General features: G+C 33.3%; 17 protein-coding genes. 5 read left to right on the top strand and 12 right to left on the bottom strand.

Annotated features, from left to right (window positions below; genetic code table 11):
• The first annotated feature begins 3 nt into the window (after positions 1 to 3).
• Together BLP44_RS06735 and BLP44_RS06730 are read left to right on the top strand one after the other, a co-directional pair.
• Complete coding sequence (locus tag BLP44_RS06735; protein ID WP_091131379.1) at positions 4 to 2,133, top strand: OmpA family protein; 2,130 nt, start codon at positions 4 to 6, stop codon at positions 2,131 to 2,133.
• Between the two features lie 241 nt (positions 2,134 to 2,374).
• Positions 2,375 to 2,872 carry a hypothetical protein gene (locus BLP44_RS06730; protein ID WP_083219798.1) on the top strand — a complete coding sequence of 166 codons (498 nt, stop codon included), beginning with the start codon at positions 2,375 to 2,377 and terminating at the stop codon, positions 2,870 to 2,872.
• 96 nt (positions 2,873 to 2,968) lie between these two features.
• Here the strand turns inward: BLP44_RS06730 and BLP44_RS06725 are convergent, their stop codons facing one another.
• The gene (locus BLP44_RS06725; protein WP_008462293.1) at positions 2,969 to 3,349 is read right to left on the bottom strand and encodes a DUF1573 domain-containing protein; all 381 of its coding nucleotides are present in this window, start codon (positions 3,347 to 3,349) and stop codon (positions 2,969 to 2,971) included.
• Positions 3,350 to 3,614: 265 nt separating this feature from the next.
• Here BLP44_RS06725 and BLP44_RS06720 point away from each other — a divergent pair, with 265 nt between their 5' ends.
• Positions 3,615 to 6,248: a valine--tRNA ligase gene (locus BLP44_RS06720; protein ID WP_091130816.1), complete on the top strand. Its 2,634-nt coding sequence runs from the start codon at positions 3,615 to 3,617 to the stop codon at positions 6,246 to 6,248.
• Between the two features lie 120 nt (positions 6,249 to 6,368).
• Here the strand turns inward: BLP44_RS06720 and BLP44_RS06715 are convergent, their stop codons facing one another.
• The 7 genes from BLP44_RS06715 to BLP44_RS06690 form a co-directional block, all read right to left on the bottom strand.
• Positions 6,369 to 6,992 (bottom strand): GyrI-like domain-containing protein, encoded by a 624-nt coding sequence (locus BLP44_RS06715; protein ID WP_091130812.1) that lies wholly within the window; start codon positions 6,990 to 6,992, stop codon positions 6,369 to 6,371.
• A gap of 88 nt (positions 6,993 to 7,080) precedes the next feature.
• Positions 7,081 to 7,425 carry a putative polyvalent protein kinase domain-containing protein gene (locus tag BLP44_RS23130; RefSeq protein ID WP_244511703.1) on the bottom strand — a complete coding sequence of 115 codons (345 nt, stop codon included), beginning with the start codon at positions 7,423 to 7,425 and terminating at the stop codon, positions 7,081 to 7,083.
• A 35-nt stretch (positions 7,426 to 7,460) separates the two neighbouring features.
• A complete protein-coding gene (locus BLP44_RS23125; RefSeq protein WP_244511689.1) occupies positions 7,461 to 7,706 on the bottom strand; it encodes a hypothetical protein in 246 nt (81 codons plus the stop codon).
• Positions 7,707 to 7,765: 59 nt separating this feature from the next.
• Positions 7,766 to 9,082, bottom strand: coding sequence for an APC family permease (locus BLP44_RS06705; protein ID WP_091130811.1), 1,317 nt, complete (start codon positions 9,080 to 9,082; stop codon positions 7,766 to 7,768).
• A gap of 149 nt (positions 9,083 to 9,231) precedes the next feature.
• Complete coding sequence (locus BLP44_RS06700) at positions 9,232 to 11,535, bottom strand: TonB-dependent siderophore receptor (RefSeq protein WP_091130810.1); 2,304 nt, start codon at positions 11,533 to 11,535, stop codon at positions 9,232 to 9,234.
• A 226-nt stretch (positions 11,536 to 11,761) separates the two neighbouring features.
• The gene (locus BLP44_RS06695; RefSeq protein WP_091130809.1) at positions 11,762 to 12,487 is read right to left on the bottom strand and encodes a DUF4198 domain-containing protein; all 726 of its coding nucleotides are present in this window, start codon (positions 12,485 to 12,487) and stop codon (positions 11,762 to 11,764) included.
• A gap of 134 nt (positions 12,488 to 12,621) precedes the next feature.
• A complete protein-coding gene (locus BLP44_RS06690) occupies positions 12,622 to 14,943 on the bottom strand; it encodes a TonB-dependent receptor (RefSeq protein WP_091130800.1) in 2,322 nt (773 codons plus the stop codon).
• Positions 14,944 to 15,159: 216 nt separating this feature from the next.
• Here BLP44_RS06690 and BLP44_RS06685 point away from each other — a divergent pair, with 216 nt between their 5' ends.
• A complete protein-coding gene (locus BLP44_RS06685) occupies positions 15,160 to 16,320 on the top strand; it encodes an MFS transporter (RefSeq protein ID WP_066032369.1) in 1,161 nt (386 codons plus the stop codon).
• A 43-nt stretch (positions 16,321 to 16,363) separates the two neighbouring features.
• Here the strand turns inward: BLP44_RS06685 and BLP44_RS06680 are convergent, their stop codons facing one another.
• From BLP44_RS06680 to BLP44_RS06670, 3 genes are all read right to left on the bottom strand, one after another.
• Positions 16,364 to 17,101 (bottom strand): protein phosphatase 2C domain-containing protein, encoded by a 738-nt coding sequence (locus BLP44_RS06680; protein ID WP_091130796.1) that lies wholly within the window; start codon positions 17,099 to 17,101, stop codon positions 16,364 to 16,366.
• Between the two features lie 36 nt (positions 17,102 to 17,137).
• A complete protein-coding gene (locus BLP44_RS06675; RefSeq protein ID WP_091130792.1) occupies positions 17,138 to 17,614 on the bottom strand; it encodes a DUF6265 family protein in 477 nt (158 codons plus the stop codon).
• A 374-nt stretch (positions 17,615 to 17,988) separates the two neighbouring features.
• The gene (locus BLP44_RS06670; protein WP_091130790.1) at positions 17,989 to 20,298 is read right to left on the bottom strand and encodes a type IA DNA topoisomerase; all 2,310 of its coding nucleotides are present in this window, start codon (positions 20,296 to 20,298) and stop codon (positions 17,989 to 17,991) included.
• 275 nt (positions 20,299 to 20,573) lie between these two features.
• On the opposite strand from BLP44_RS06670, the gene BLP44_RS06665 reads away from it, so the two are divergent.
• On the top strand, positions 20,574 to 22,202 hold the full coding sequence (locus tag BLP44_RS06665) for a fibronectin type III domain-containing protein (RefSeq protein ID WP_091130786.1): 1,629 nt from the start codon (positions 20,574 to 20,576) through the stop codon (positions 22,200 to 22,202).
• Here the strand turns inward: BLP44_RS06665 and BLP44_RS06660 are convergent.
• Positions 22,189 to 22,566 (bottom strand): lysozyme inhibitor LprI family protein, encoded by a 378-nt coding sequence (locus BLP44_RS06660; RefSeq protein WP_066032364.1) that lies wholly within the window; start codon positions 22,564 to 22,566, stop codon positions 22,189 to 22,191. The two genes, BLP44_RS06665 and BLP44_RS06660, sit on opposite strands and share 14 nt — an antisense overlap.
• Between the last annotated feature and the right edge of the window lie 3 nt (positions 22,567 to 22,569).

Here is a 22,569-nt window from a genome sequence, read left to right as displayed (position 1 = left end):
AATATGAAAAAACTACTCGTTATTATATTCGTATTTTCAATACAGTTTATAAGTGCACAGGATCAGGAATTGATTAGAGCAAAACGTTTTTTTGATAAAACGTATTACAGCGAAGCCATTATTTTATACCAAAAATTAGCCGACGAAAGACCTTCTCAAGAAGTCATTAAAAACTTGGCCGATTCTTATTTCTATACCAATGATTTGGTTAAAGCGCAGCGTTATTATCGTCTTCTGATTGGCAATTACAGCAATAATTTAGACCGAGAATATTATTTTAGATACGCACAAACGTTAAAAGCAACAAATAGCAACGATGACGCAAATGCCAATTTAAAAGAATATTATGCTAAATCTAGTAATCCAGAAGATCTTACCAAATTTGAAAAAGAACTTAAAACTTTAGAAAATGTTACTGCGATCGGTAAGCGTTTTGAAATTAAAAACCTTGCTATAAATACGCCAAATTCTGAATTTGGAGCAGTTAAATACAAAGAAAATCTAGTTTTTGCAGGAGTTAAATTGAAACCTGGTTTATTCGATAAAAAATACAAATGGGATAACGAAACCTATTTGAATTTAGTTTCAATTCCTTTAAAAAACATCAATTCGGCAGATTCTATCGTTCATTATTTTGCTAAAGAATTAAAAACTGGAATGCACGAATCGAATGCAGTTTTTACAAAAGATGGCAAAACGATGTATTTTACGAGAAACAATTCTAAAAATGGCAAGAAGAAAAAAGACGATAAAAAAATCTCAAATCTTCAGATTTTTAAAGCAGAATTAGTAGAAGGAAAATGGACCAATATTACATCGCTTCCCTTCAACAGTCCGAATTATTCTGTTGAGCATCCCGCTTTGAGTGCCGATGAAAAAGTATTGTATTTTGCTTCAGATATGCCAGGTTCTTTGGGTTCATTTGATATTTATTCGGTAAACATAAATAAAGGAGCATTTGATACTCCAAAGAATTTAGGGCCGCAAGTCAATACCGGTAAGAGAGAGCAGTTTCCTTTTGCTTCGGGAGACAATAAATTATATTTTTCATCAGACGGACATTTAGGTTACGGATCATTAGATGTTTTTGTTTCTGAAATAAATGGAAATGACTATTCAAAACCAGTAAATGTTGGACTTCCGTTAAATTCTAATTTAGATGATTTTGCGTTTAATATCGATTCTAATACCAAAGAAGGATTTTTTGCTTCAAATAGAGAAGGAGGAAAGGGAAGCGACGACATTTATCAATTCAAAGAAATAAAAGATCTAATCGTTGAAGATTGCAAACAGTTTATTGCAGGAACAATTACAGATGTAGATACGCAATTGGCTCTAGAAAGTGCAACAGTATTATTGCAGGATTCAGAAAATAAAACCTTAAATACAATCACAACTTCTGCTGACGGAAAATTCAGTTTTACGGTTGCCTGTGAGAGTTCGTATAAAATAAGCGCTTTCAAAGAAAACTATACCAATGCTTCTAAAATATTGACCTTAGATAAAACTAGAGATAAAGTTAATGATGCTTCTTTGGCGTTGAGATCTTTAGAAGCCATCAAAAAAGAAGAAAAACAAATTGCTGAAAATAAGAGAAAACAGGAAATTATTATTGAAGAAGAGAACAAGAAAAAAGAAGCTTTGGTTGCGCTTGAGTTAAAAGAAAAAGAGAAAAAGGCCAAAGAAGCCGCAATTGTTGCAGCTGAAGTTAAAAAACAGGAAAAAGTAAAAGAGATTTTAGCGAAAGAAAAAGATGTTGTAAAAGACAAAGACCGCTTGATCATCAAAACAGATCCAATTTACTTTGACTATAATATGTGGTACATTCGTAAAGAATCAAAAGTGGTTCTAGGAAGAGTTGTCGAACTAATGAAGAAATATCCTGAAATGAAAATCGAAATAGGATCGCATACCGATTCTAGAGGAAATGCTAAATTTAATGAAGACTTATCGCAAAAGAGAGCTAATTCTACTAGAGAGTTTATTATTCAATCGGGAATAGATGCCCAAAGGATCACAGCAAAAGGTTATGGTGAATCGGTGCCAATTATAAAATGCAAAACTGATGACTCGTGCTCAGAAGAAGAACATGAATTAAACAGAAGATCTGAATTTGTAATTAAAAATTTATAAAAATCATCCTTTTGAGTTAAATTGAATTTAAACACATAGAAACATAGATTTTTATTGTTTTTGTTTAAGATTATAGGAAAAGCTAGCTTTAACACTTAGCTATGTGTATTGAAATTAGTGAAACGCCTTTTTAAGTTTATTGAAACTATGTTTCTATGTGTTAAAATTAATTTTTACCAACAGATGAAAATTATTGAAGAAATAAATTCTTTTTCTTTAATTTTATAGTAATATCAAAAAAATGAAAAATATTATGAGAAATCTAACCTTATCTTGTTTGCTTTTATCCTTCATTGGATTGCAAAGCTGTAAAAATGAAGAAAAACAAAAAGCCGCTGAAGCTGCAAAAGCAGAAGGTGAAACAATAGTAAGCACGGCATGTTACAAAGCAATTTATGAAAAGGACACAATAGATTTAAAATTAAATACTTTAAAAAACGGAAAATTATCTGGAGATATGGTTATGAGAGTGGCGCCTTCAACTGTTAGAACGGGTGAAGTTGCAGGAGAGTTTCATGGAGATACGCTGTTTGTAGATTATACTTTTAAAGACAACGTAAACGGGGACAAAACATTCAAAAATCCGATGGCACTTTTAAAACGCAATAATCAGCTTATTTTAGGAAACGGAACTATGCAGACAACAATGGGGGTTACTTATTTAGTAAAAGACAAACCAATTGACTTTGAAAGCGTAAAGTATAAATTTGATACCGCTGAATGCGCTGAGAAGAAATAAAAGAGGAAAGAGTTCAGAAGCAAGATGCTTCTTTGCAAAATAAAAAGCCGTTTCTAGATTTAGAAACGGCTTTTGTTATTTTAGATTATTTGATTCTTATTGAACTTCACCCTTAATTTTAAGAGCTACTCTTCCGTCAGGATAGTTTACTGCATTTGTTTCAACAGTAATAGTTTTACGGATAGGTCCTGCGACCATATTATATTTTACATCAATTTTTCCTTTTTTGCCTGGCATAATGGCTGCCGCAGGTTTAGTCACAATAATTGAACTTACTGTAGATTCTGCACCTGTAATTAATAAAGGAGCATCTCCAGTGTTGGTAAATTCAAATGAACGAAGCCCATTGTCACTTTTAGAAATTTTTCCATAATCAATTGTATTATCAGGGGCTGCAAATTCAATTTTTGGGCCATTTTGCGCATAACTTATTGCACTAAACAATAAGACTGCAATAAAAGAGGCTGCATTTTTCATATGAAATCTTTTTTTTAATTGTAAGTAAATATACATTCTTTTAATTAACACACAAATTATTATTTCTCTTTTTATAGTCTACTTAATTATTTACTTTTGCTGTCAGCTAATAAAATACAAAAACTGAACCAAAGTTTCGCTTATGTGCTTAACTGTTTAATCGTTTAACCGATTTACCTTAAATTGATTTCACGAAAAAACAAGCGATTAAACAATTTAACGATTAAACGAATCAACAAAAAAGTAAACGATTAAACATATATAAATGACAATTCCAGCACAATTTGACGCTAAGACGATTGAGAGTAAATGGTATGATTACTGGATGAAAAATAACTATTTTCATTCAGAACCAGATCACAGAACACCGTACACCATTGTAATCCCGCCGCCAAACGTCACTGGAGTCCTTCACATGGGACATATGTTGAATAATACGATTCAAGATGTTTTAATTCGTAGAGCACGTCTTAAAGGATTCAACGCTTGTTGGGTACCTGGAACAGACCACGCTTCTATTGCTACTGAAGCAAAAGTGGTAGCGAAATTAAAAGCTGAAGGAATCAATAAAAACGATTTGACCCGTGAAGAATTCCTAAAACATGCTTGGGAATGGACAGATAAATATGGAGGAACAATCTTAGAACAACTTAAGAAATTAGGTGCTTCTTGCGATTGGGAACGCACTAAATTTACAATGGATCCAGATATGTCTGCATCTGTAATTAAATCGTTTGTGGATTTATACAACAAAGGATTAATCTACAGAGGATACCGTATGGTAAACTGGGATCCAGAAGCAAAAACTACTCTTTCTGACGAAGAAGTAATTTACGAAGAACAGCAAGGAAAATTATTTTTCTTAAAATATAAAATTGAAGGCTCAGAAGATTTCTTGACTATTGCTACAACGCGTCCAGAAACTATTTTCGGAGATACTGCTATCTGTATCAATCCAAACGATGAGCGTTTTACACATTTAAAAGGTAAAAAAGCAATTGTTCCAATTTGCGGAAGAGTTATTCCAATTATTGAAGACGAATATGTTGATATTGAATTCGGAACAGGATGTTTGAAAGTAACGCCTGCTCACGATATGAACGATAAAACGTTGGGTGAAAAACACAACTTAGAAATCGTTGATATTTTTAATGAAGATGCGACATTAAACAGCTTCGGATTACACTATCAAGGAAAAGACCGTTTTGTGGTTCGTAGGGAAATTGAAAAAGAACTTCAAGAAATTGGAGCTTTAGCAAAAACAGAAACACACTTAAATAAAGTGGGAACTTCTGAAAGAACAAAAGCCGTAATCGAGCCAAGATTATCTGATCAATGGTTCTTGAAAATGGAAGAATTGGTAAAACCAGCAATTAAATCGGTTTTAGAAACAGGAGATATTAAATTACATCCAAAACGTTTCGAAAACACTTATGCGCACTGGTTAAACAATATTCGTGATTGGAATATTTCTCGCCAGTTATGGTGGGGACAACAAATTCCGGCTTACTATTACGGAGACGGAAAAGAAGATTTCGTAGTTGCAGAAAACATCGAAGATGCGTTAGCATTAGCAAAAGAAAAAACCAACAACCCGCAACTAACAACCGACAGCTTAAAACAAGATGTTGACGCATTAGACACTTGGTTTTCTTCGTGGTTATGGCCAATGTCTGTTTTCGGTGGTATTATGGATCCAGAAAGTCCAGATTTTAAATATTACTATCCAACAAATGACTTGGTAACGGGTCCGGATATTTTATTTTTCTGGGTGGCAAGAATGATTATCGCAGGTTACGAATATGCAGGCGAAAAACCATTTACAAACGTATATTTGACAGGTTTAGTTCGTGATAAACAGCGCCGTAAAATGTCTAAATCATTAGGAAACTCTCCAGATCCTTTAGACTTGATCGAGAAATTTGGTGCCGACGGTGTTCGTGTAGGATTGCTTTTAAGTGCTTCTGCAGGAAACGATATTATGTTTGACGAAGAATTATGCCTTCAAGGAAAAGCGTTCTCAAACAAAATTTGGAATGCCTTCAAATTGATTAAAGGTTGGGAAGTTTCTGAAACTATCGCACAGCCAGAATCATCAAAAGTAGCAATCGAATGGTACGAAGCTAAATTACAGCAGACTTTGGTTGATATTGAGGATAATTTTGAGAAATACAGAATTTCAGATTCATTGATGGCAATCTATAAGTTAGTTTGGGATGATTTCTGTTCTTGGTTCTTAGAAATGATTAAACCGGCTTACCAACAGCCAATTGATAGCATAACTTTCGCGAAAGCGATCGAAATGTTAGAAAACAACTTGAAGTTATTGCATCCGTTTATGCCTTTCTTGACAGAAGAGATTTGGCAGTTAATTACGGAAAGAACTCCAGAAGAAGCTTTAATTGTTTCGACTTGGCCAGAAGTAAAACCGTTTGATGCAAAATTAATTGCTGATTTCGAAAATTCTATTGAAGTAATTTCAGGAATTAGAACCATCAGAAAAGATAAAAATATTCCATTTAAAGATGCAATTGAATTAAAAGGAATCAATAGCGAAAATGTTTCTACTTATTTTGATTCAATCATCACGAAATTAGGAAACGTTTCTGCTTTCGAATATGTTTCTGAAAAAGTTGATGGCGCTTTGTCTTTCCGTGTAAAATCTAATGAATATTTCATTCCGATTACTGGAAATATTGACGTTGAAGCAGAAATTGCAAAACTGACAGAAGAATTGAATTATACAAAAGGATTCTTGAAATCGGTTGAAGCGAAACTTTCAAATGAGAAATTCGTTAACGGAGCTCCGGAGAAAGTACTTAATTTAGAAAAACAAAAACAAGCTGATGCTTTAGCAAAAATTGCTACAATCGAGCAGAGTTTGGCTGGTTTGAAATAAGAAATATTTCTTTTTATAAGCAGACCTAACAGGTTTTTAAAACCTGTTAGGTCTTTTTTTTATTAGCCACAAATTGCTTCGCCTGTTCGCTTTCGCTCGAGTCGTGGCTAATAAAAAAAATTATTTTACAGGTTCTCTCAGTATTGTTTTTAATTTCTCGGGAGCTGTTTTACGAAAGTCTGAAAGATAAATTTCATGATGCAACCCGTTTTGTTGCAGATTGTTTTCAGTACTAAATTCTAGAATTTTTTTTAGTGTTTGCGGTTCTGTATCAAAAGGGCCAATATGAAGAACCTGAATTACTTTACCTTCTTCCATTTCAAAGAATTCAATTGCTTTGGCTAATTCATTTTGTTTTTTATTGACCGCAATGGCAATAGCTTTTTCGGTTTGTTCTCGAGTTACAAAATCGGGCATTCTAATCATGATTCTGTAATTCCATTCAGCGCGAGGTATTTTCAGCGGAGCTTCATCCATTGAGATTGATGCGTATTTTTCATTATCAAAACTCCACAATGCTTCTAATTTTGGAACAACAAAATCGTTATCCATCGCTTTATTCATAAATTTAATGACATACGCCGTGATGTATAATGCTTGAATTTTTTCTGAAAAATCTTTTCCAGAAGGATCACCTTGACCTGTAATCGATATATAATTCGCTTTTTCTATAAAGACAATTTCGGGGTTGATTTTGGCATTATAATACGTTTTGTCTGTTTTGGTTAAATCTAATTTGCTCATCTTTTTTGTGTTTTGTTATGCAAATTAAATGACATGAAGTGACAACGTTATGTCAGTAGAAGTTCTGTTTTTTTACGAAATTATTTTTTTAATTCTCGTAAAAATTATCTTTTATATAGAAAACGGTATCTATAAATTGGAGAATACCATTTTCTGTCAATACATTTTCGTCGTGAAGATCTTCAAGAATAATTCCTAGGTCAGGATTATAATAATCATTGTTTTTGGTATTTAGAAAACCGTTTACAAGCATAAACTTCTTTACAACTTCTAAATCTGTTGGTTCAGTTGCTTTTACAAAAGGTTGTTCAACAACTGCATATATAATATCTTCGTTTTTGAAAAAGCCTAGTAAATTGTATGCAGTATCTGGAAAAAAGAAGTTATTTAACAATAAATTATTGAAGTAATCTATCCAGGAATTGTAATAAATAGAATCATTAAGTTTGATTACATGCTTTCCATCTTTTAGATAGACTTTTGCTCTGCTCCTTCAGAAAGGTAATCTTCAAGATTAATATCTAGAATCCAAAGATTATTTAATTCTATAAATCTTTCTAAGGTCTCTTTTTCTTGTTTTTTGAAATGCTTGAATTCTTTAGCCATTGTACTTGAGCTTTGGCTTCTTCTAAGGTAACTGGTTGCTGCTTGGATAATTGTTCCATGCTTAACTTTGCTCTTTCCTGAAATGATAAGTTGTAATTCATGTTTCATATTGTTAAATGCAAAAATAGTGCATTTTATTAAAAAACAAAATAAAAGTAAGTTTTGTATTACTTTTGTTTTTTCTTCAAAACTAAAAACAAAGGATAAGAAGCGATCGCAATACCTACAATTATAATAAAGCTTTTTGGATCGCTGTAAATAAATCCAGCAAGTAATGCAATAGAAAATATTAAGGCTATTATTGTGGTCCACGGATACCAGAAAGAGCGGTAAGGTCTTGGTAAATGCGGTTCAGAAGTTCTAAGTTTTAAAAGGGAATAATACGCCAATCCCCAAACGATTATGGAGATAAAAGCGGCGAATGAAAACAAAACTTCAAAAGAACCAATGCAGATTAAAAACAAGCTAAAAAATGACGAAACCAATAGAGCTACTATTGGTGTTCCGCCTTTGTTTACTTGAGTTCCTTTTTCGATAAAAAATCCGTCACGGCTTAATCCGTACAATATTCTTGGAGGAATCATCATAAAGGCATTCAAAATACTGATTAAAGAGAAAATCGAAATTACCGTTACGATTTTAGCTCCGCTTTCGCCAAAAAGAATTTTAGCAACATCAGCAGCGGCAAGATTAGATTTTGCTAGTGTTTCGATTGGCAGTACATGAAAAAATGCGGCATTTACCAAAATATAAATGGCTACAACAAGTAAAACTCCGCTGTATAAAGATTTCGGAATATTTTTGTTTGGATTTTCATTTTCTTCAGCAAAAAAACAAACAGCATTCCAGCCATTGTAAGTCCCGATAATTAGTTGCAATGATTTGAAAAATCCAAAAATTAGTCCGATTTGAAAAACCGAATTATCAGTTTTTATTGGCGGAATTTCAGCTCCAGAGTACATAAAACAAGCCACAACCAAAGCCACAAAACAAATCACTTTTAATAAACTAGTAATCTGCTGAATCAAGCTTCCGTTTTTTACACCACTTAAATGCAGCAATACAAATGCTATCAATAAAGAAATGGATATTACTGTTGAATAATTGGCCAATTGTGGAAATAGAATAATGGTGTATTCGCTTATTACAATACAATAAAAAGCAGGAGGAATGGCATTCACAATATAATCGTACCAGCCAGAAAGAAAACCAGCATATTCGCCCAAAGCTCTTTTAATGTAATTGTAAGATCCGCCAGCTTTTGGCAGCATTGTAGCCAATTCTGAATACGAATTGGCTCCCAATAAAACATATAAACCTCCAAATAGCCATGAAGCAAGAATTAGCCAATAATTGTTTAGCATTTCTGCAATAGTTCCTGGTGTTCTTAAAATTCCAACACCGATTGTTCCTCCAATTAAAACGGCAATATTAAAACTAAGGCCTAAACTTTTTTGCAACTGGTTTTTTGGAGAATCTGACATTTTTGATTTTTTTAGGGAATACTATTGCACGCAAAAATAGTGTTAATTGAATTAGAATTGGACTTAAAATATAAATCCCAAGATTTTCTATTTCAAGAGAAATAGAAAATCTTGGGATAAATCAAAAAAAAAACATCTAATTCAATATTTTAGAACTTGTATCGCAAGCTTGTCATAACCTGACGAGGAGCAATTGGGTTCACACTATAGTTTTCGTGAACTGTATAATTTAATTCGTTTGTAATGTTTGATAATTTGCAAAGTACAGACCATTTTCTCCAAGTATATCCGACAGATGCATCAATTGTAACATAACCTTCTAATGGAATATCACGATCTCTAATCGTTACGGTATATGCAGGGTCAGGTTTAGGATTTGTTGGTGTAGGTTTAACAGCAGTCCAAACATAATCATCATTCCATCCGCCCAAACGGTCTCCAATATAGTTTCCGATAGCTCCAAAAGATAGGCCTTTTAAGACGCCAGCTGACAAAGTATAAAAGAAACTCAAGTTCGCGGTATTTTGCGGTGTTCTTACTACGCGGTCGCCTTCAACAAAACTCCCTTGTGTTCCAGATGTGTTAACGTAACGCATGTCGTTGTAACTGTAACCACCAATAATGCTTAAGCCTTCAACAGGTCTCGCTGTAATATCAATTTCGACTCCTTTACTTTTTGTCCCTCCACCTAAAGTCTTTTTAGTTGTATCTGTATTAAGAGACCCGTCAGTATTAAACTCCGCAGTTTGTGCTAAATTGCTATTTGTGATTTGGTAAACGGTTACATTTGTGCTTAAGGCACCATTCCAGAAATCTTTTTTGATTCCAGCTTCATATTGATCTATAATAGAAGCTTCTAATGGTTGCAAGTCAATTGTTGTTCCTGTATTTGGTGTAAATGAACTAGAGTAACTAGCAAATAATGACATGTCTTTTAAAGGCTGATATACTAATCCTACCTTTGGAGAAAACGCATTATCTAAACGTTTTGGAGCAACAGTTGGTGTTGCTTTTTCAGGATTTCCTGCTCCGGTAGAAGTCTCTTTATATGTTGTTACTTCAGCTTCTTGCCATGACCAACGAATTCCAGCAAGTACTTTAAATTTCTCTGTAATCGAAATTAAATCCTGGAAATAAACTCCAAAACGATTTGTTTCTGTTTTTCCGATTTGTGTTGCTCTTGCATTTGGAATATCATTTCTTTGCGTTGAGGGATCAAAATCAAAAAGATAAATTGTGTCATAAAGACTAGGATCATATTTACCGTTTACTTTTACTTTTTCTTCACTAAAAGCGTAAGTATAAGCTGTTGCAAATGAGTTTTCCCAATCTACACCGGTAAAAATTTGATGTTTTACAGATCCTGTATTAAAGTTTCCTTGTAAGCTTAATTGATCTCCTAAAATTTGCTCTAAGTTTTTTCCTTGAGTTAATCCTCTGTTCCAGTAACCTGGAGTTGGATATATTTTTGTATCATCTAAATTAGATAGTTGGGCTGTAGATTTTTGCGTTCTTTTGTATGTCTGATAAGAACTATTGAAGTTCAGTTTCCAGTTTTTATTGAAATCGTGATTTAATAAAACCGATGCACTAGAAGATTTAGTAGTACCATTTGACCAAAGCGCTCCATAGAAAGCATTGCGAGGCAAGTCTAAGATTTCTTTTCCAATAATTCCAGTTCCAAAATCTGGCGTCCAATCTGCACTTAAATAATCTCCTTGAACCGTGATTTGTGTTTTTGGACTAACAATAAAAAGTAACGACGGATTTACATATACGCGTTCGTTTTTTACAACATCCCTAAAACTTTCTGAATTCTCATAAGAACCGTTAATTCTAAAAGCAATAGATTTATTTAGGCCTCCGTAAAAATCAAATGCTGGTTTATAGTAAGCATAGCTTCCAAACTGCATTGAGATTTCTCCACCGCTTTTGAATTGAGGCGTTTTGGTTACTAAGTTTAAAATTCCTCCTGGCGCCACGTTTCCAAATAATAAGGCAGAACCTCCTTTTAGAAATTCTACTTTATCTAAGCCGGAAACATCAGGGATTGAACCTGAATTATAACGAAAACCATTTTTGAACATATTGTTTGCCGACATGTCATACCCTCTTGAGAAAAAAGATTCTGTAGCACCTCCACGAGCAGAACTTACATATACACCATTAGCATTTTTAAGAACTTCACTTAATCTGATAGCTTGCTGTTGTTCGATAACATCAGAACCAATTACTTGAATGGTTTGCGGATTATCCATTGGTTTTAATCCAGAGCGAACTGCAGTTACTGGTTTCGGTTCTTTTGTTTTAGAGACCACAACCTCGTTAAGAATTTCTCCCTTTTTATTTTTTACAGTGTCAGTAACAGATGAAGTAGTTTCATTGCTTGAATAATCTTGACCGTAAGAGGCAAAACTTAATAATCCTAATGCAAATAGTAAATTATATTTCATGGTATTTATTTAGATTCAATAAAAATTATCGAGTGCAAATATAAAGACACAGACTCTTTAACAGAAAATTATGAACCAATTTTATTTCTTAAATGTTTATTATTTCTTTCTTAAGATTTGCTTAAGAATTTTTTGTTTTTATTTTAATTTAGTATAAATAATAACAAAAAGCCTCGCTCCACAGCGAGGCTTTAAATTGAATTTAAATCTAAGAATGAACAAAAAATTATTTTACTACAATTTGGTAAGTAGCCATTTTCCAGATTTCATCGTATTTTTTTCCGTTGTGTTCACCAGATGATTTATCTGTGTGAGCATATTCTACCATATAATTTCCTGACCAGATAGGCGTAAAAGAAAATTCTCCCTTATCGTTTGTCCACAATTCTTTTTCCCATCCGTTTGGCGCAATTACTTTAATTTTAGCTTCTTTTGCAATCGCTCCGTCATAAGAGGCTACGCCAGTAATTTTAGTATCTTTTTTGGCAACATCTGCATTTTCTGAGAAAACAGCAATTTTATTGGTGTTAGAAGCAATAGTATTTCCTGCTGCCTTATTGCCAACCACAACGTTTGCACTAGAATTGTAATCTAATTTCATCGTGCCATAAACGTCTTTTACCGTATGATGCATTACAATCGTGTAAACCCCATCTTCATCTGGTGTAAAAAACGCTTGGTATTTATTGTCTAGAGCTTTAGAAGTTAATTTAGTCTCTTTTTTTGAAGGAGAAATTACAACTAAAGAGAAATCCTTTAAATCAGAGAACCATTTATCAGCTTTTGTAATGTCATTATCAGAGAACTCTCCAAAGTAAACAGAAATTTCTTGAGCTTTTCCTTTTGTTCCTGTTGCTTTAGTTTCGATCCAAAGCGCATGAGCAAAAAGTTGAGGTGCAGCAAAAAGCATTAGAAATAAAAAGCTTACTGTTTTTAAAGTATTTAATTTCATAAGATCGAGTTTTTAAATTGTTAAATGATATTTTTCACAAACATAAGTTTTATTTAGAATAATTAAAAATAAAATCATACAAAAAAGCACCTCAAGTTTTTATTGAGATGCTTTACTTAAACTAAAACTCTGTCTTAAAATTTAATAGTTAAACTGGCCAGAATATTTGTCGGAGCTTGTGACGTACCCCAGAAATCCCAGTATTTTTCGTTAGTTATATTATTAAATTTAAGACCAACTCTCCATGATGTACGATCATAATAAACAGATCCGTTAAGAGTTGTATAAGAAGGCATATAAAAAGTATTATCTGCTGTAAAGAAATTTTTGTCTACATAATTGGCACCAAGACCTAAACCAAGCCCTTTTAGTTTATTTTGGAAGGTGTAAGAAGTCCAGAAGTTCACCACATTTTCAGGAGAACCTGTCGCTTTATTTCCTTCGATTGATGTGTCAGAAGCTTTTACAATTCTGTTATCATTATAGCCATAACCAGCGACAATGCTTAATCCGTTGATAGGAGTGGCCATTAACTCAAAATCAAAACCTTTACTGACTTGCTTGCCATCTTGTTCTGTAAAACCTGTAGCATTTACTCTTGTCGCATTATCGATTGTAATATTGTAATAACTCACAGAACCAGTCAGTTTTTTATTGAAAGCTTCGGTTTTAATACCTCCTTCATATTGAACTGCATAAATAGGATCCAAAACAAATATCGAAGCATCTGGCTGTGTTACAGGCTGCATGTTTTGAAAGCCATTCATGTAATTTCCAAATACAGAAACTTGGTCTTTAACCAATTCATAAACCAATCCAAGCTTTGGAGCCAAAGCTGTCTGATTATAACCTTCAACGGTTCCTACTTTTTCACGGTCAAAATTATCCAGACGCAAACTCAACATAGCCGAAAGACGATCTGTAAAATTGATGACATCACACGCATACACGCTAAACGTTTTCTGATCTGCAATAGGAGAGGTTGTAAGAACCAGACCAGCATCTACAGCTTTTCTTCTAATAGGAGTAAATGGTGCAGTAACATCAATATTGTCAAGAGTAAAAGTACTTCCTCCAGAAAAGGCACCGCTGTAAAGTCTATAGTTTATACCCGCAAGAAATTTGTGCTTAATGTTTCCAGTAGAAAATTTTCCGTTTAAGTTTTCCTGAATGTTAGTGTAGTTATTATAAATCGGTCCCCAAAGACCAACTCTTCTAGCCACTTGAGTTGGTGAACTCCAAACGGCATAACTCTGATAACTGCGTTCTACATCTTCTCCGACAAATGAAAATACAGTAGTAGATTTCCAGTTTTCTGATATTTCATATTCGGCCTGAGCAAAAACTTTTGTTGCTTTTGTTTTAGCATCATTATCATCATGAAACATAGATTTTCTGTAATCTATCTTTAAGTCATTCGGATTTGTAATTCCAGAATTTGCAGCGTAAGTATTATAAGTGCGTCTTGTATTGTTTACATTATAAAGTTCAGCATCAATATTGAAAGTAAGCTTTTCAGATGCTTTGTAAGTAAGGCTAGGAGCAAAAAGCAAAGCATTATTGAAACCATAATCAAGAAAACTTTTTTCTCTGTTAACAGCCATATTTATTCTGAACAAGACACTTTTATCTTTGTTTAGCGGAGTATTAATGTCAGCCGTTAAACGATTTAAACCATAGCTTCCGGTTGTGTATGAGATTTCGGCAGCAGTAGTTTCGTGTGGTTTTTTAGTCACTAAATTTACCACCCCTCCAAATGAAGATACAGTTGAACCAAATAGAGTTCCAGACGGGCCTTTTAGGATTTCAATGCGTTCTACATTTCCAAGATCAACAGAAGAACGCCCCGAAACCGTTTCCATTCCGTTTCTAGCATTTATTCCTGTAGAAAATCCTCTAAAAATTACGCCAACTCCTCCGGATGGATAACTAATTGAAACTACTCCAGGAGAATTTTGGACAGCACTTCTAATGTCTACCGCAACTTGTTCCTGTAAAAGTTCTTTATGGATTACACTATAAACTTGTGGGTTTTCCAGATTCTTAAGTGGCATTCTAGCAACATAGTCTGTTTTTTTGGACACAATGCTTTTCGGACTGCTAATGATAACTTCTTTTAATTCTTTGTTTGAAACTTTCAGTTGTAAATTAACCGTAGTAGTTTCATTTTCTGTAACCGTAATTTCAGCCTCTAAAGTTTCATAACCAGTTAAAGATACTTGTAATGTATAAGAATTGGCTTTTACTTTATTGAAGTCAAAAGAACCGTCATCATTAGAAACGGTGCCATATTTAGTGTTTTTGAGAATAATATTCACACCAGCAGCGGCATCGCCATCAGATGTTGCAATTGTTCCTTTAATTTTTCCATGGTTTTGTGCAAAGGCAGATAAAAACGAAAATAGAAAGCTGATTGAAAATAGAAAACGCGAAGTTTTCAAACTGAGGTAATTCATTACTATTTTAAATTTGGTTGATAATAATTTTATTTAGAATAAATAAAAACAGTGCAAATGTAGAAATTAAAATAACTTTAACAATTTTATTTTTTTATCATTTATGAATGAAATTGTTAAATGTTGATTTTAGAGCGATTAATCAAAATTCTTATTACGAGTTGTAGTGAGATAAACTATAAAAAGGCTTAATTTTGCAGTCTGAAAAACGATTTCATGATTTTACCATTCTTTAAAAAGATTCAAAATACGCCTCGAGGATATCGTATTGCCAATACCGTTTTTTTCTTTCTTTCTGGTTTTGGTTATTCTTCTTGGGTTTCGAGAATTCCACATATACAAGCTCAATTGAAACTTTCTGAAGCCGAATTCGGAGCTGTTTTATTTGCTTTCCCAATAGGGCTAATGCTTACAATGCCATTTACTGGAAAATTGCTAAATAAATATAGCAGCCGTTATATCATGTTGCTTGGAGCAGTTATGTTTAATGTTGCTTTGTCTTTGCCAGGTTTAGCAGCATTTGTTTGGCAATTGGTCATCATACTTTTATTTTTTGGAGCTTCTCGTAATATTTTCAATTTGTCTATAAATGCACAATCTCTTGAAGTGCAGAAATTATATCCAAAATCTATTATTACGCGTTTTCATGCCGTTTGGAGTATTGCCGTTTTTTCGGGTGCAGGTTTAGGATATGTAATGGTAACGCAGCATATTGCACCATCTCATCATTTATTGGGAGTAAGTATTTTTATGTTGGCGCTGACGGCCTGTTTTTACCCAATGAGTATTCACAACGAACCAGTTCCGGTTAAAAAGAAGTTCTTTTCTATGCCAGAAAAGAATCTGGTAAAATTTGCCTTGATCTGCTTCGTGTCAATGGCTTGCGAAAATACAATGTACGATTGGAGCGGAATTTATTTCGAAAATATATTAAAAGCTTCTCCAAAATTAACCAGTGCTGCATTCGTGTTTTTTGCTTCGGCAGTAACTTTGGGACGTATTTTTGGTGATTATGGCGTAATGAAATTTGGAACTAAAAAAATCCTTCTTTACAGCGGAATTTTAATAACAGCAGGTTTCGGAATTTGTTTTATCATGCCGTATGCTTACCCAACTATTTTCGGTTACGTTTTAATTGGATTTGGGGTTTCTTGCGTAGTTCCGTTGGTGTTTAGCATTGCCGGAAGATCATCTAAATTAAGCACAGGTTCTGCATTAACTTCAATATCTACAATTGGTTATTTAGGATTCTTATTGGTTCCGCCAATGGTTGGTTTTATCTCCGAATATTTAAGCATGAAATGGGCGTTTCTTATTATGGCGCTTTTAGGTATTCTGATGATTTTTATGGTGAATAAGATCGGGGAGAATGAGTAGATTTTTTACATCGGATAAAGTAAGATGCGATTTTATAATTCCCTTATTTTATAATTCTAATAATTGAGAAATCATCTGTTGGTTTTAATCCGAATTCATTTTCTAATGTCTTCAATTTAAAAGGAAACATATCATCCTTTTCAGAGTTTACTTTGTCAATTGTTAAAAATTGAATTACATCAATTTCTTCTTGAGATTTCTTTGGCAGTAATTTTTCGAAAGTAAAAATTCCATCAGTAGAAATACTAATATCATTTAATGTATTGAATGTAATTTTTTGGTTTTGTAAATTGTAAAAAGTTTGAAAATCCTCCGTAAGATGAAAACCTAAATAATCGGGTTTGTTGTCTTGTTCAAATTCCGTTATTTTTCCGTTTATATTTACTAGACCGTCACCAATTACCAACACAAAACCACTTTCTTGTTCTTTGTCAAATAAAAGAATTATTAGCGTTGTCAGTAATTCTTTCTCATCAATCAGCAACTGATTTTTAACAATTCGGAGTTCGCTTAATAGATCTTGTAAAATAAGCTTTAGATTTTCTTCTGGAAGAATAGGTTCTGTCTTTTTTTCAATAAATTCTTTATAACCTTTTTCTATACAGATTTTTTTTAGAATTTTCCCAACTAGTAAAGAAGCAAATTGACTTTCTAAAGCAGTGGTACAGCCATCCATCACAGCGCAAAGAATTTTATTTTTGCCATATTCGCCAACAAATAAATGATCTTCACAATTATTTCGATGGTAATCGCCAATTTGAAGCGATGAATATATTCTCATCTAATATATTAATAGGATTACTAAATTTCTATTTGCTTACTTCTTCGTCATCACAAACTTCTCCGAACTTGGTTTACCGTTCAAATTTCCAGAAATCTCTGCTGTCAAAGTATTATTGGCACCTTTTGTATAAGTGATTTTTTGAGGATAATCGTGTTTCGGATTTTCGAAAACCAATTTTTGTTCTGTTTCAGAAGTAGAAGGGAAGAAAACAGGTTTATCGTCGTTTTGTCCTTTTACAGTTGCTTTGTATGTTAGCGTTTCGCCTAGTTGAGCCAGAATTATTGTTTCAAAATGCAAAGTGTCTTTTCCTTTAATGAAATAAGAAGAAGCACTGAAAGTACTGTCATTTAACTTTTGCCAGTTTTCAGATAAAACGCCTTCAGGAGATTTATTTTCCCAGTTCCCAATTAACCAGTCGGCTTTTTTGATTTTATCTTTTTCAACTGTTTCTTTTTTCTGGCAAGAAACTGCGGCTAATACAAGAGCTAAAAGAGTAATTTTCTGAAACATATTTTTTGATATTTTGGTTTGGTAATGTGGTACTAATGTATGAAATTTTTTTTAGCCACGAATTCACGAATTTTTCTTGATAAACGGAATGGAAGTTTTCTGTGAATTTTTCGAATTATTATTGAAAGCAAAATTATTTTTAGCCACAGATTGAGCGGATTAAAATGATTTTGTCTCACGCAGATTTAGCAGATTTATTTTGTACTATGCATTATAAAAATTGTCAAATCTGCTAAATCTGCGAGAAAAAATTTGTGCAATTATTGGTAAAATGCACAGAGTAAAGAATCATTTTAATCCGTTCAATCTGTGGTAAATAATATTAACACAATAATCTTTAAAAATTAATTCGTGAATTCGTGGCTAAAAAAAACTTAAAAGCTTTCACTCAAAATAGAATACACCAATTCCTTAGTTGGTTTTTGGTCTTTTAATTTTGCACGAACTTCATCAAAAGTAACCTTAAAATCACAGCCCGATTTGTATTCGGCACAGCCATAAGCCGTTTTGCCTTTTAGAATAGTCCCTTTTTTGCATTTCGGACACATCAAAGCATCTGAACTTTCTTTTGCTTCGGTTTTTTTATCTGTTTTCTTTGGCTCTAATTTCAGTTTGTAATTTTCCTCAAAACGAATTAAACCTTCAACAGTTCCAGAATCAGTTTTGAAACCTTTTATATTTACAGTTGAACCTTTTTGAACCAATCGTAAATACTGGCTTTCTGTAATTTTTTTATCGTGAAAAACAAAAGGCAATACAAAATCGCAACCCGATTTGTATTTGCTGCATCCAAAAGCCGATTTTCCTTTCAGTATATTTCCTTTTTGACATTTCGGACAAGTTTCTGCAGAAATTCCAGAAGCTTTCTTTTTCTCTTTTTCAGCTTTTACAATAGGTTTCTGAATCGTCGCAGCATGAGAAATGTTCGCGCGTTTGGTTTCGCTTCGAACTTCATATACCAAAGCTTCCACCATATGTTTCATGTTTCTGATAAACGCCGCAGCGGTGAAAGTTCCTTTCTCAATATCTTTTAGCTGTTTTTCCCATGTTCCGGTAAGTTCAGCCGATTTTACCAATTCGTTCTGAATCGTATCAATCAATTGAATTCCAGTTAAAGTGGGTAAAACCTGTTTTTTATTTCGAACAATATATTGGCGCTTGAAAAGCGTTTCGATAATATTGGCACGAGTTGACGGACGTCCGATTCCGTTTTCTTTCATCAGTTCTCGCAAATCTTCATCGTCGACCTGTTTTCCTGCGGTTTCCATGGCACGCAGTAAAGTCGCTTCGGTAAACTGATTGGGCGGTTTGGTTTCTTTTTGAAGAAACGACGGTTCATGCGGCCCTTTTTCGCCCACAGTAAAACTTGGCAATAAATCAGGTTCTTTTTCCTTCGCATTTGGATCTTCAAAAACAACTCGGAAACCTTTTTTCAAAATTTCTTTTCCTGTTGCTTTAAAAGTCACATCGGCAGCTTTTCCGATTACGGTTGTATTGGCAACCAAACAATCATCATAAAAAACGGCAATAAAACGTCTCGTAATAATATCATAAACCTGCTGTTGATTGAACGGCAGATTGTTTTGAACTCCCGTTGGAATAATCGCGTGGTGATCGGTTACTTTTTTATCATTAAATACCTTTGGCGATTTCTTGATTTTTTTCTCCAAAACGGGTTGAGTCAGTTCTGCATAATTAGTTAATTTCTGCAAAATGCCAGGCACTTTCGGATAAATATCATTGGGTAAAAAAGTCGTATCTACTCTGGGATAAGTAATTACTTTCTGCTCGTACAAAGTCTGCGCAATTTTCAGCGTTTCTTCCGCTGAAAATCCAAATTTCTGATTGCAATATACCTGCAAACCGGTTAAATCAAAAAGTTTTGGAGCATATTCGTTTCCGTTCTTTTTATCCACAGAAACAATTTCAAAATCACTTTCTTTTACTTTTGCGGCTACAATTTCTCCGTCTTCTTTATTTAGAAACCGACCTTCCTCATAGCTAAAAAGTGTTTCTCTATACAATGTCTGCAATTCCCAATACGGCTGAGGCTTAAAGTTCTCGATTTCTCTAAAACGATCTACAACCATTGCCAGCGTTGGCGTTTGCACGCGCCCAATAGACAAAACCTGTTTGTAGCCGCCGTGTTTTACGGTATACAAACGTGTGGCATTCATGCCCAATAGCCAGTCGCCAATGGCTCTGGAAAATCCGGCGTAATATAAATTATCGTAATTGGCTGATGGTTTTAAGTTTTCAAAACCTTCTTTGATGGCTTCAGTTGTAAGTGACGAAATCCATAAACGTTGAATCTCGCCTTTGTAATTCGCCTCGTTCATTACCCAACGCTGAATCAGTTCTCCTTCCTGTCCAGCATCCCCGCAGTTTATGACCACTTCGGCTTTTTCGAAAAGGCTTTTAATAATTTTAAACTGTTTCTGGATTCCTGAATTCTGAACCACTTTGGTTTCAAATTTTTCAGGAAGCATTGGCAGATTATTCAGATCCCAGCTTTTCCAGTGCGGTTTATAATCGTTGGGTTCTTTTAAGGTGCATAAATGCCCAAAAGTGTAGGTCACAGCATAGCCATTGCCTTCGTAATAACCGTCGTGCTTGGTATTGGCGCCTAAAACAGATGCAATTTCACGCGCTACACTTGGTTTCTCAGCAATACAGACCTTCATTTTTTCCTTTCTTGATTAATAGGCGAAAGTAGGGAATTTTGAAGAAAGGGGCAAAGGTTGTTAGTAACAAAGAGACAAAGGTATTTTATCATACGCTTTTATTATAAAAATTGAAGTTGATCTAATGCATTCTTTTTTACTTCAATTGGGCAAGAAAACAGGGATATTTTTTTGAATGAAATATTTAATAATAAGAAAAGAAGTAAGAGGATAAATTTTATAACTTCGGCGCTTAATTCGATCCTACTATAGTAATACTACAACCAATAAGAAATATGAATATCAATCAGTTTAAAAAGTTCTTTTATTGTTTTTTTATTTTATTATTATTTATTAATTGCTCCAATGACGAAGATCCAATTCCTGAAAATGCAGTATTCGAGCCACAAACCGAATTAATAAGTTTAGAAGGAAATCAAAATCAGTTAGAGGTACATTGGAAACCTGTTTTCATAGAAAAATTTAAGAGTTATAAAGTCTATCGATTTGATACTTATAATAATGAATCTTTTATACCAGAAGGAGTTGTAGGTTTGGGAGAGCTTGTATTTGAAGCTACAAATAATAGGACTACAAGTTTTATAGATACAAAAGTGCCCTATAATTCTTTTGTAATGTATGCTGTTGTTACGGAATACTTGAATGAAGAAAAGAATGTTATAGCTGTCGTAAGTAAAAACCATTTATCTTTCGAAAATAAGGATTTGTCATTTGCAATTACATCTGTAGAAAAGTCAGCAGATGGGAGTTTGAAAGTAACCTGGGATAAAGACTCTAATGCTGGTTTTGAAAGTTATAAAGTTTATGCCTTGAGTAGTCCGTTTTTATCTCATGAAGATGTTATGAATGATAAAAACAAACTTAAGAGTATTACTATTCAAAACGAAAATAGTATTTCTGATACTGCTCAATATACAGATCAAATAGTATATTATGCCGTGTCTAAAGTTATAAATGGAAAAACAATTTGGAGCAAAAATTTAGGATTGATAGATAATCCTAGAAGTTTGAAATTTAGACCTGGGCAAACATTTAAAAATCCATACGTTGAAAATGAGATGATCATTATTAATAATGAAGGCGAAATTGTGTTTTACGATATAAATTCCCTCACCAGTACTAAGATTTCAACAAATGGCTACATATTCTTTTGCTCTATTGGTGAGTATAATGGAGTGAAAGACTTATATGTTCCAAGTATAAATGGAAATGTCTTTTTAGTAGATTTAAAAACACATCAGATTAAGAAAACTATAAATCTTAAGACAGATTACAATATCTTAACTGCAATTCCAATAAATGGACACATCTTATTTATAGAGAAACACCCTTATGCAGACATTGGAGGTCTTTTTGTTTATAATGTTGAAAATGATAAGGTTTTAAATAGAAATGGTTCTTTTGGCGCTGCTTCAAATGCAAAATTATTTTATGGAAAAGATAATTATTTTTTCATTTTAGATAGTGATGGACGTGAATATGGAAGTTCGTCGGCAATTAGAAGACTGAATATAAACGGAGATCAAGTCACTACAGATCTACTTTGGAATGAATCTGTTGCCGACAGTAGATTATTTGCTTTGTCAGAAGATAAAAGTTTCTTTGTAAGCACTAATTTTGGTTTTCAATCAGATGTTGATTATGAAAATTTTACAGAGGTTACAACCAAAAGTTACTCGTCGACTCTTAATTTGGCAGATGCTAAAATTACTTCAGACAATCGTATTTATTTTGCAGTTCCAGGTGAAGGACGTATCAGTGTTTTTGAAAAAAATAATTTTAGTTCGCCAGTAAAAGAATACAAAACTAATGGAGGAGCTTTGTTTCTTGAGGTTTTTGACAAACAAATAATTTCCTTAAATCAATGTCCTAATACTTGCATTTTAGAAACTACTGCAAAATAGAATAAGTAAATAAAAGCAAATTTTCGGCAACAGCATACCACATGGTTCCTTGCTTTACTTCGTAAAAGTATTTCGAAATAAAGCTATATTCTTTATAGCGATAAACAAGCCATTGTTTTTGAGATTCCTTCAAAGTTTCAAAGGCTTCTTTTGGGAGTTTCGTTTTCAATAAATTGTAATATTTGTTCAATTCTTTGTCCCAAGATTCACGAGCTTGTATGGTGCAATTGCACATGTCGGCATTAGAAATATTGTCTTTATTAAGATATTTTGATTCTAAAACATCAATTGGATTCTCTTTTTTGGTTTGTGAAAATGTAACAATTGATAGAAGAAGAAAAATCAAAACAAATATTTTTTTCATTTT

This window comes from Flavobacterium anhuiense, from assembly GCF_900101855.1.
In the GTDB taxonomy this organism is placed as follows: Bacteria; Bacteroidota; Bacteroidia; order Flavobacteriales; family Flavobacteriaceae; genus Flavobacterium; species Flavobacterium anhuiense.
The sequence above is the reverse complement of the archived record's forward strand: the minus strand, read 5'-3'. Positions and strand labels throughout refer to the sequence as shown.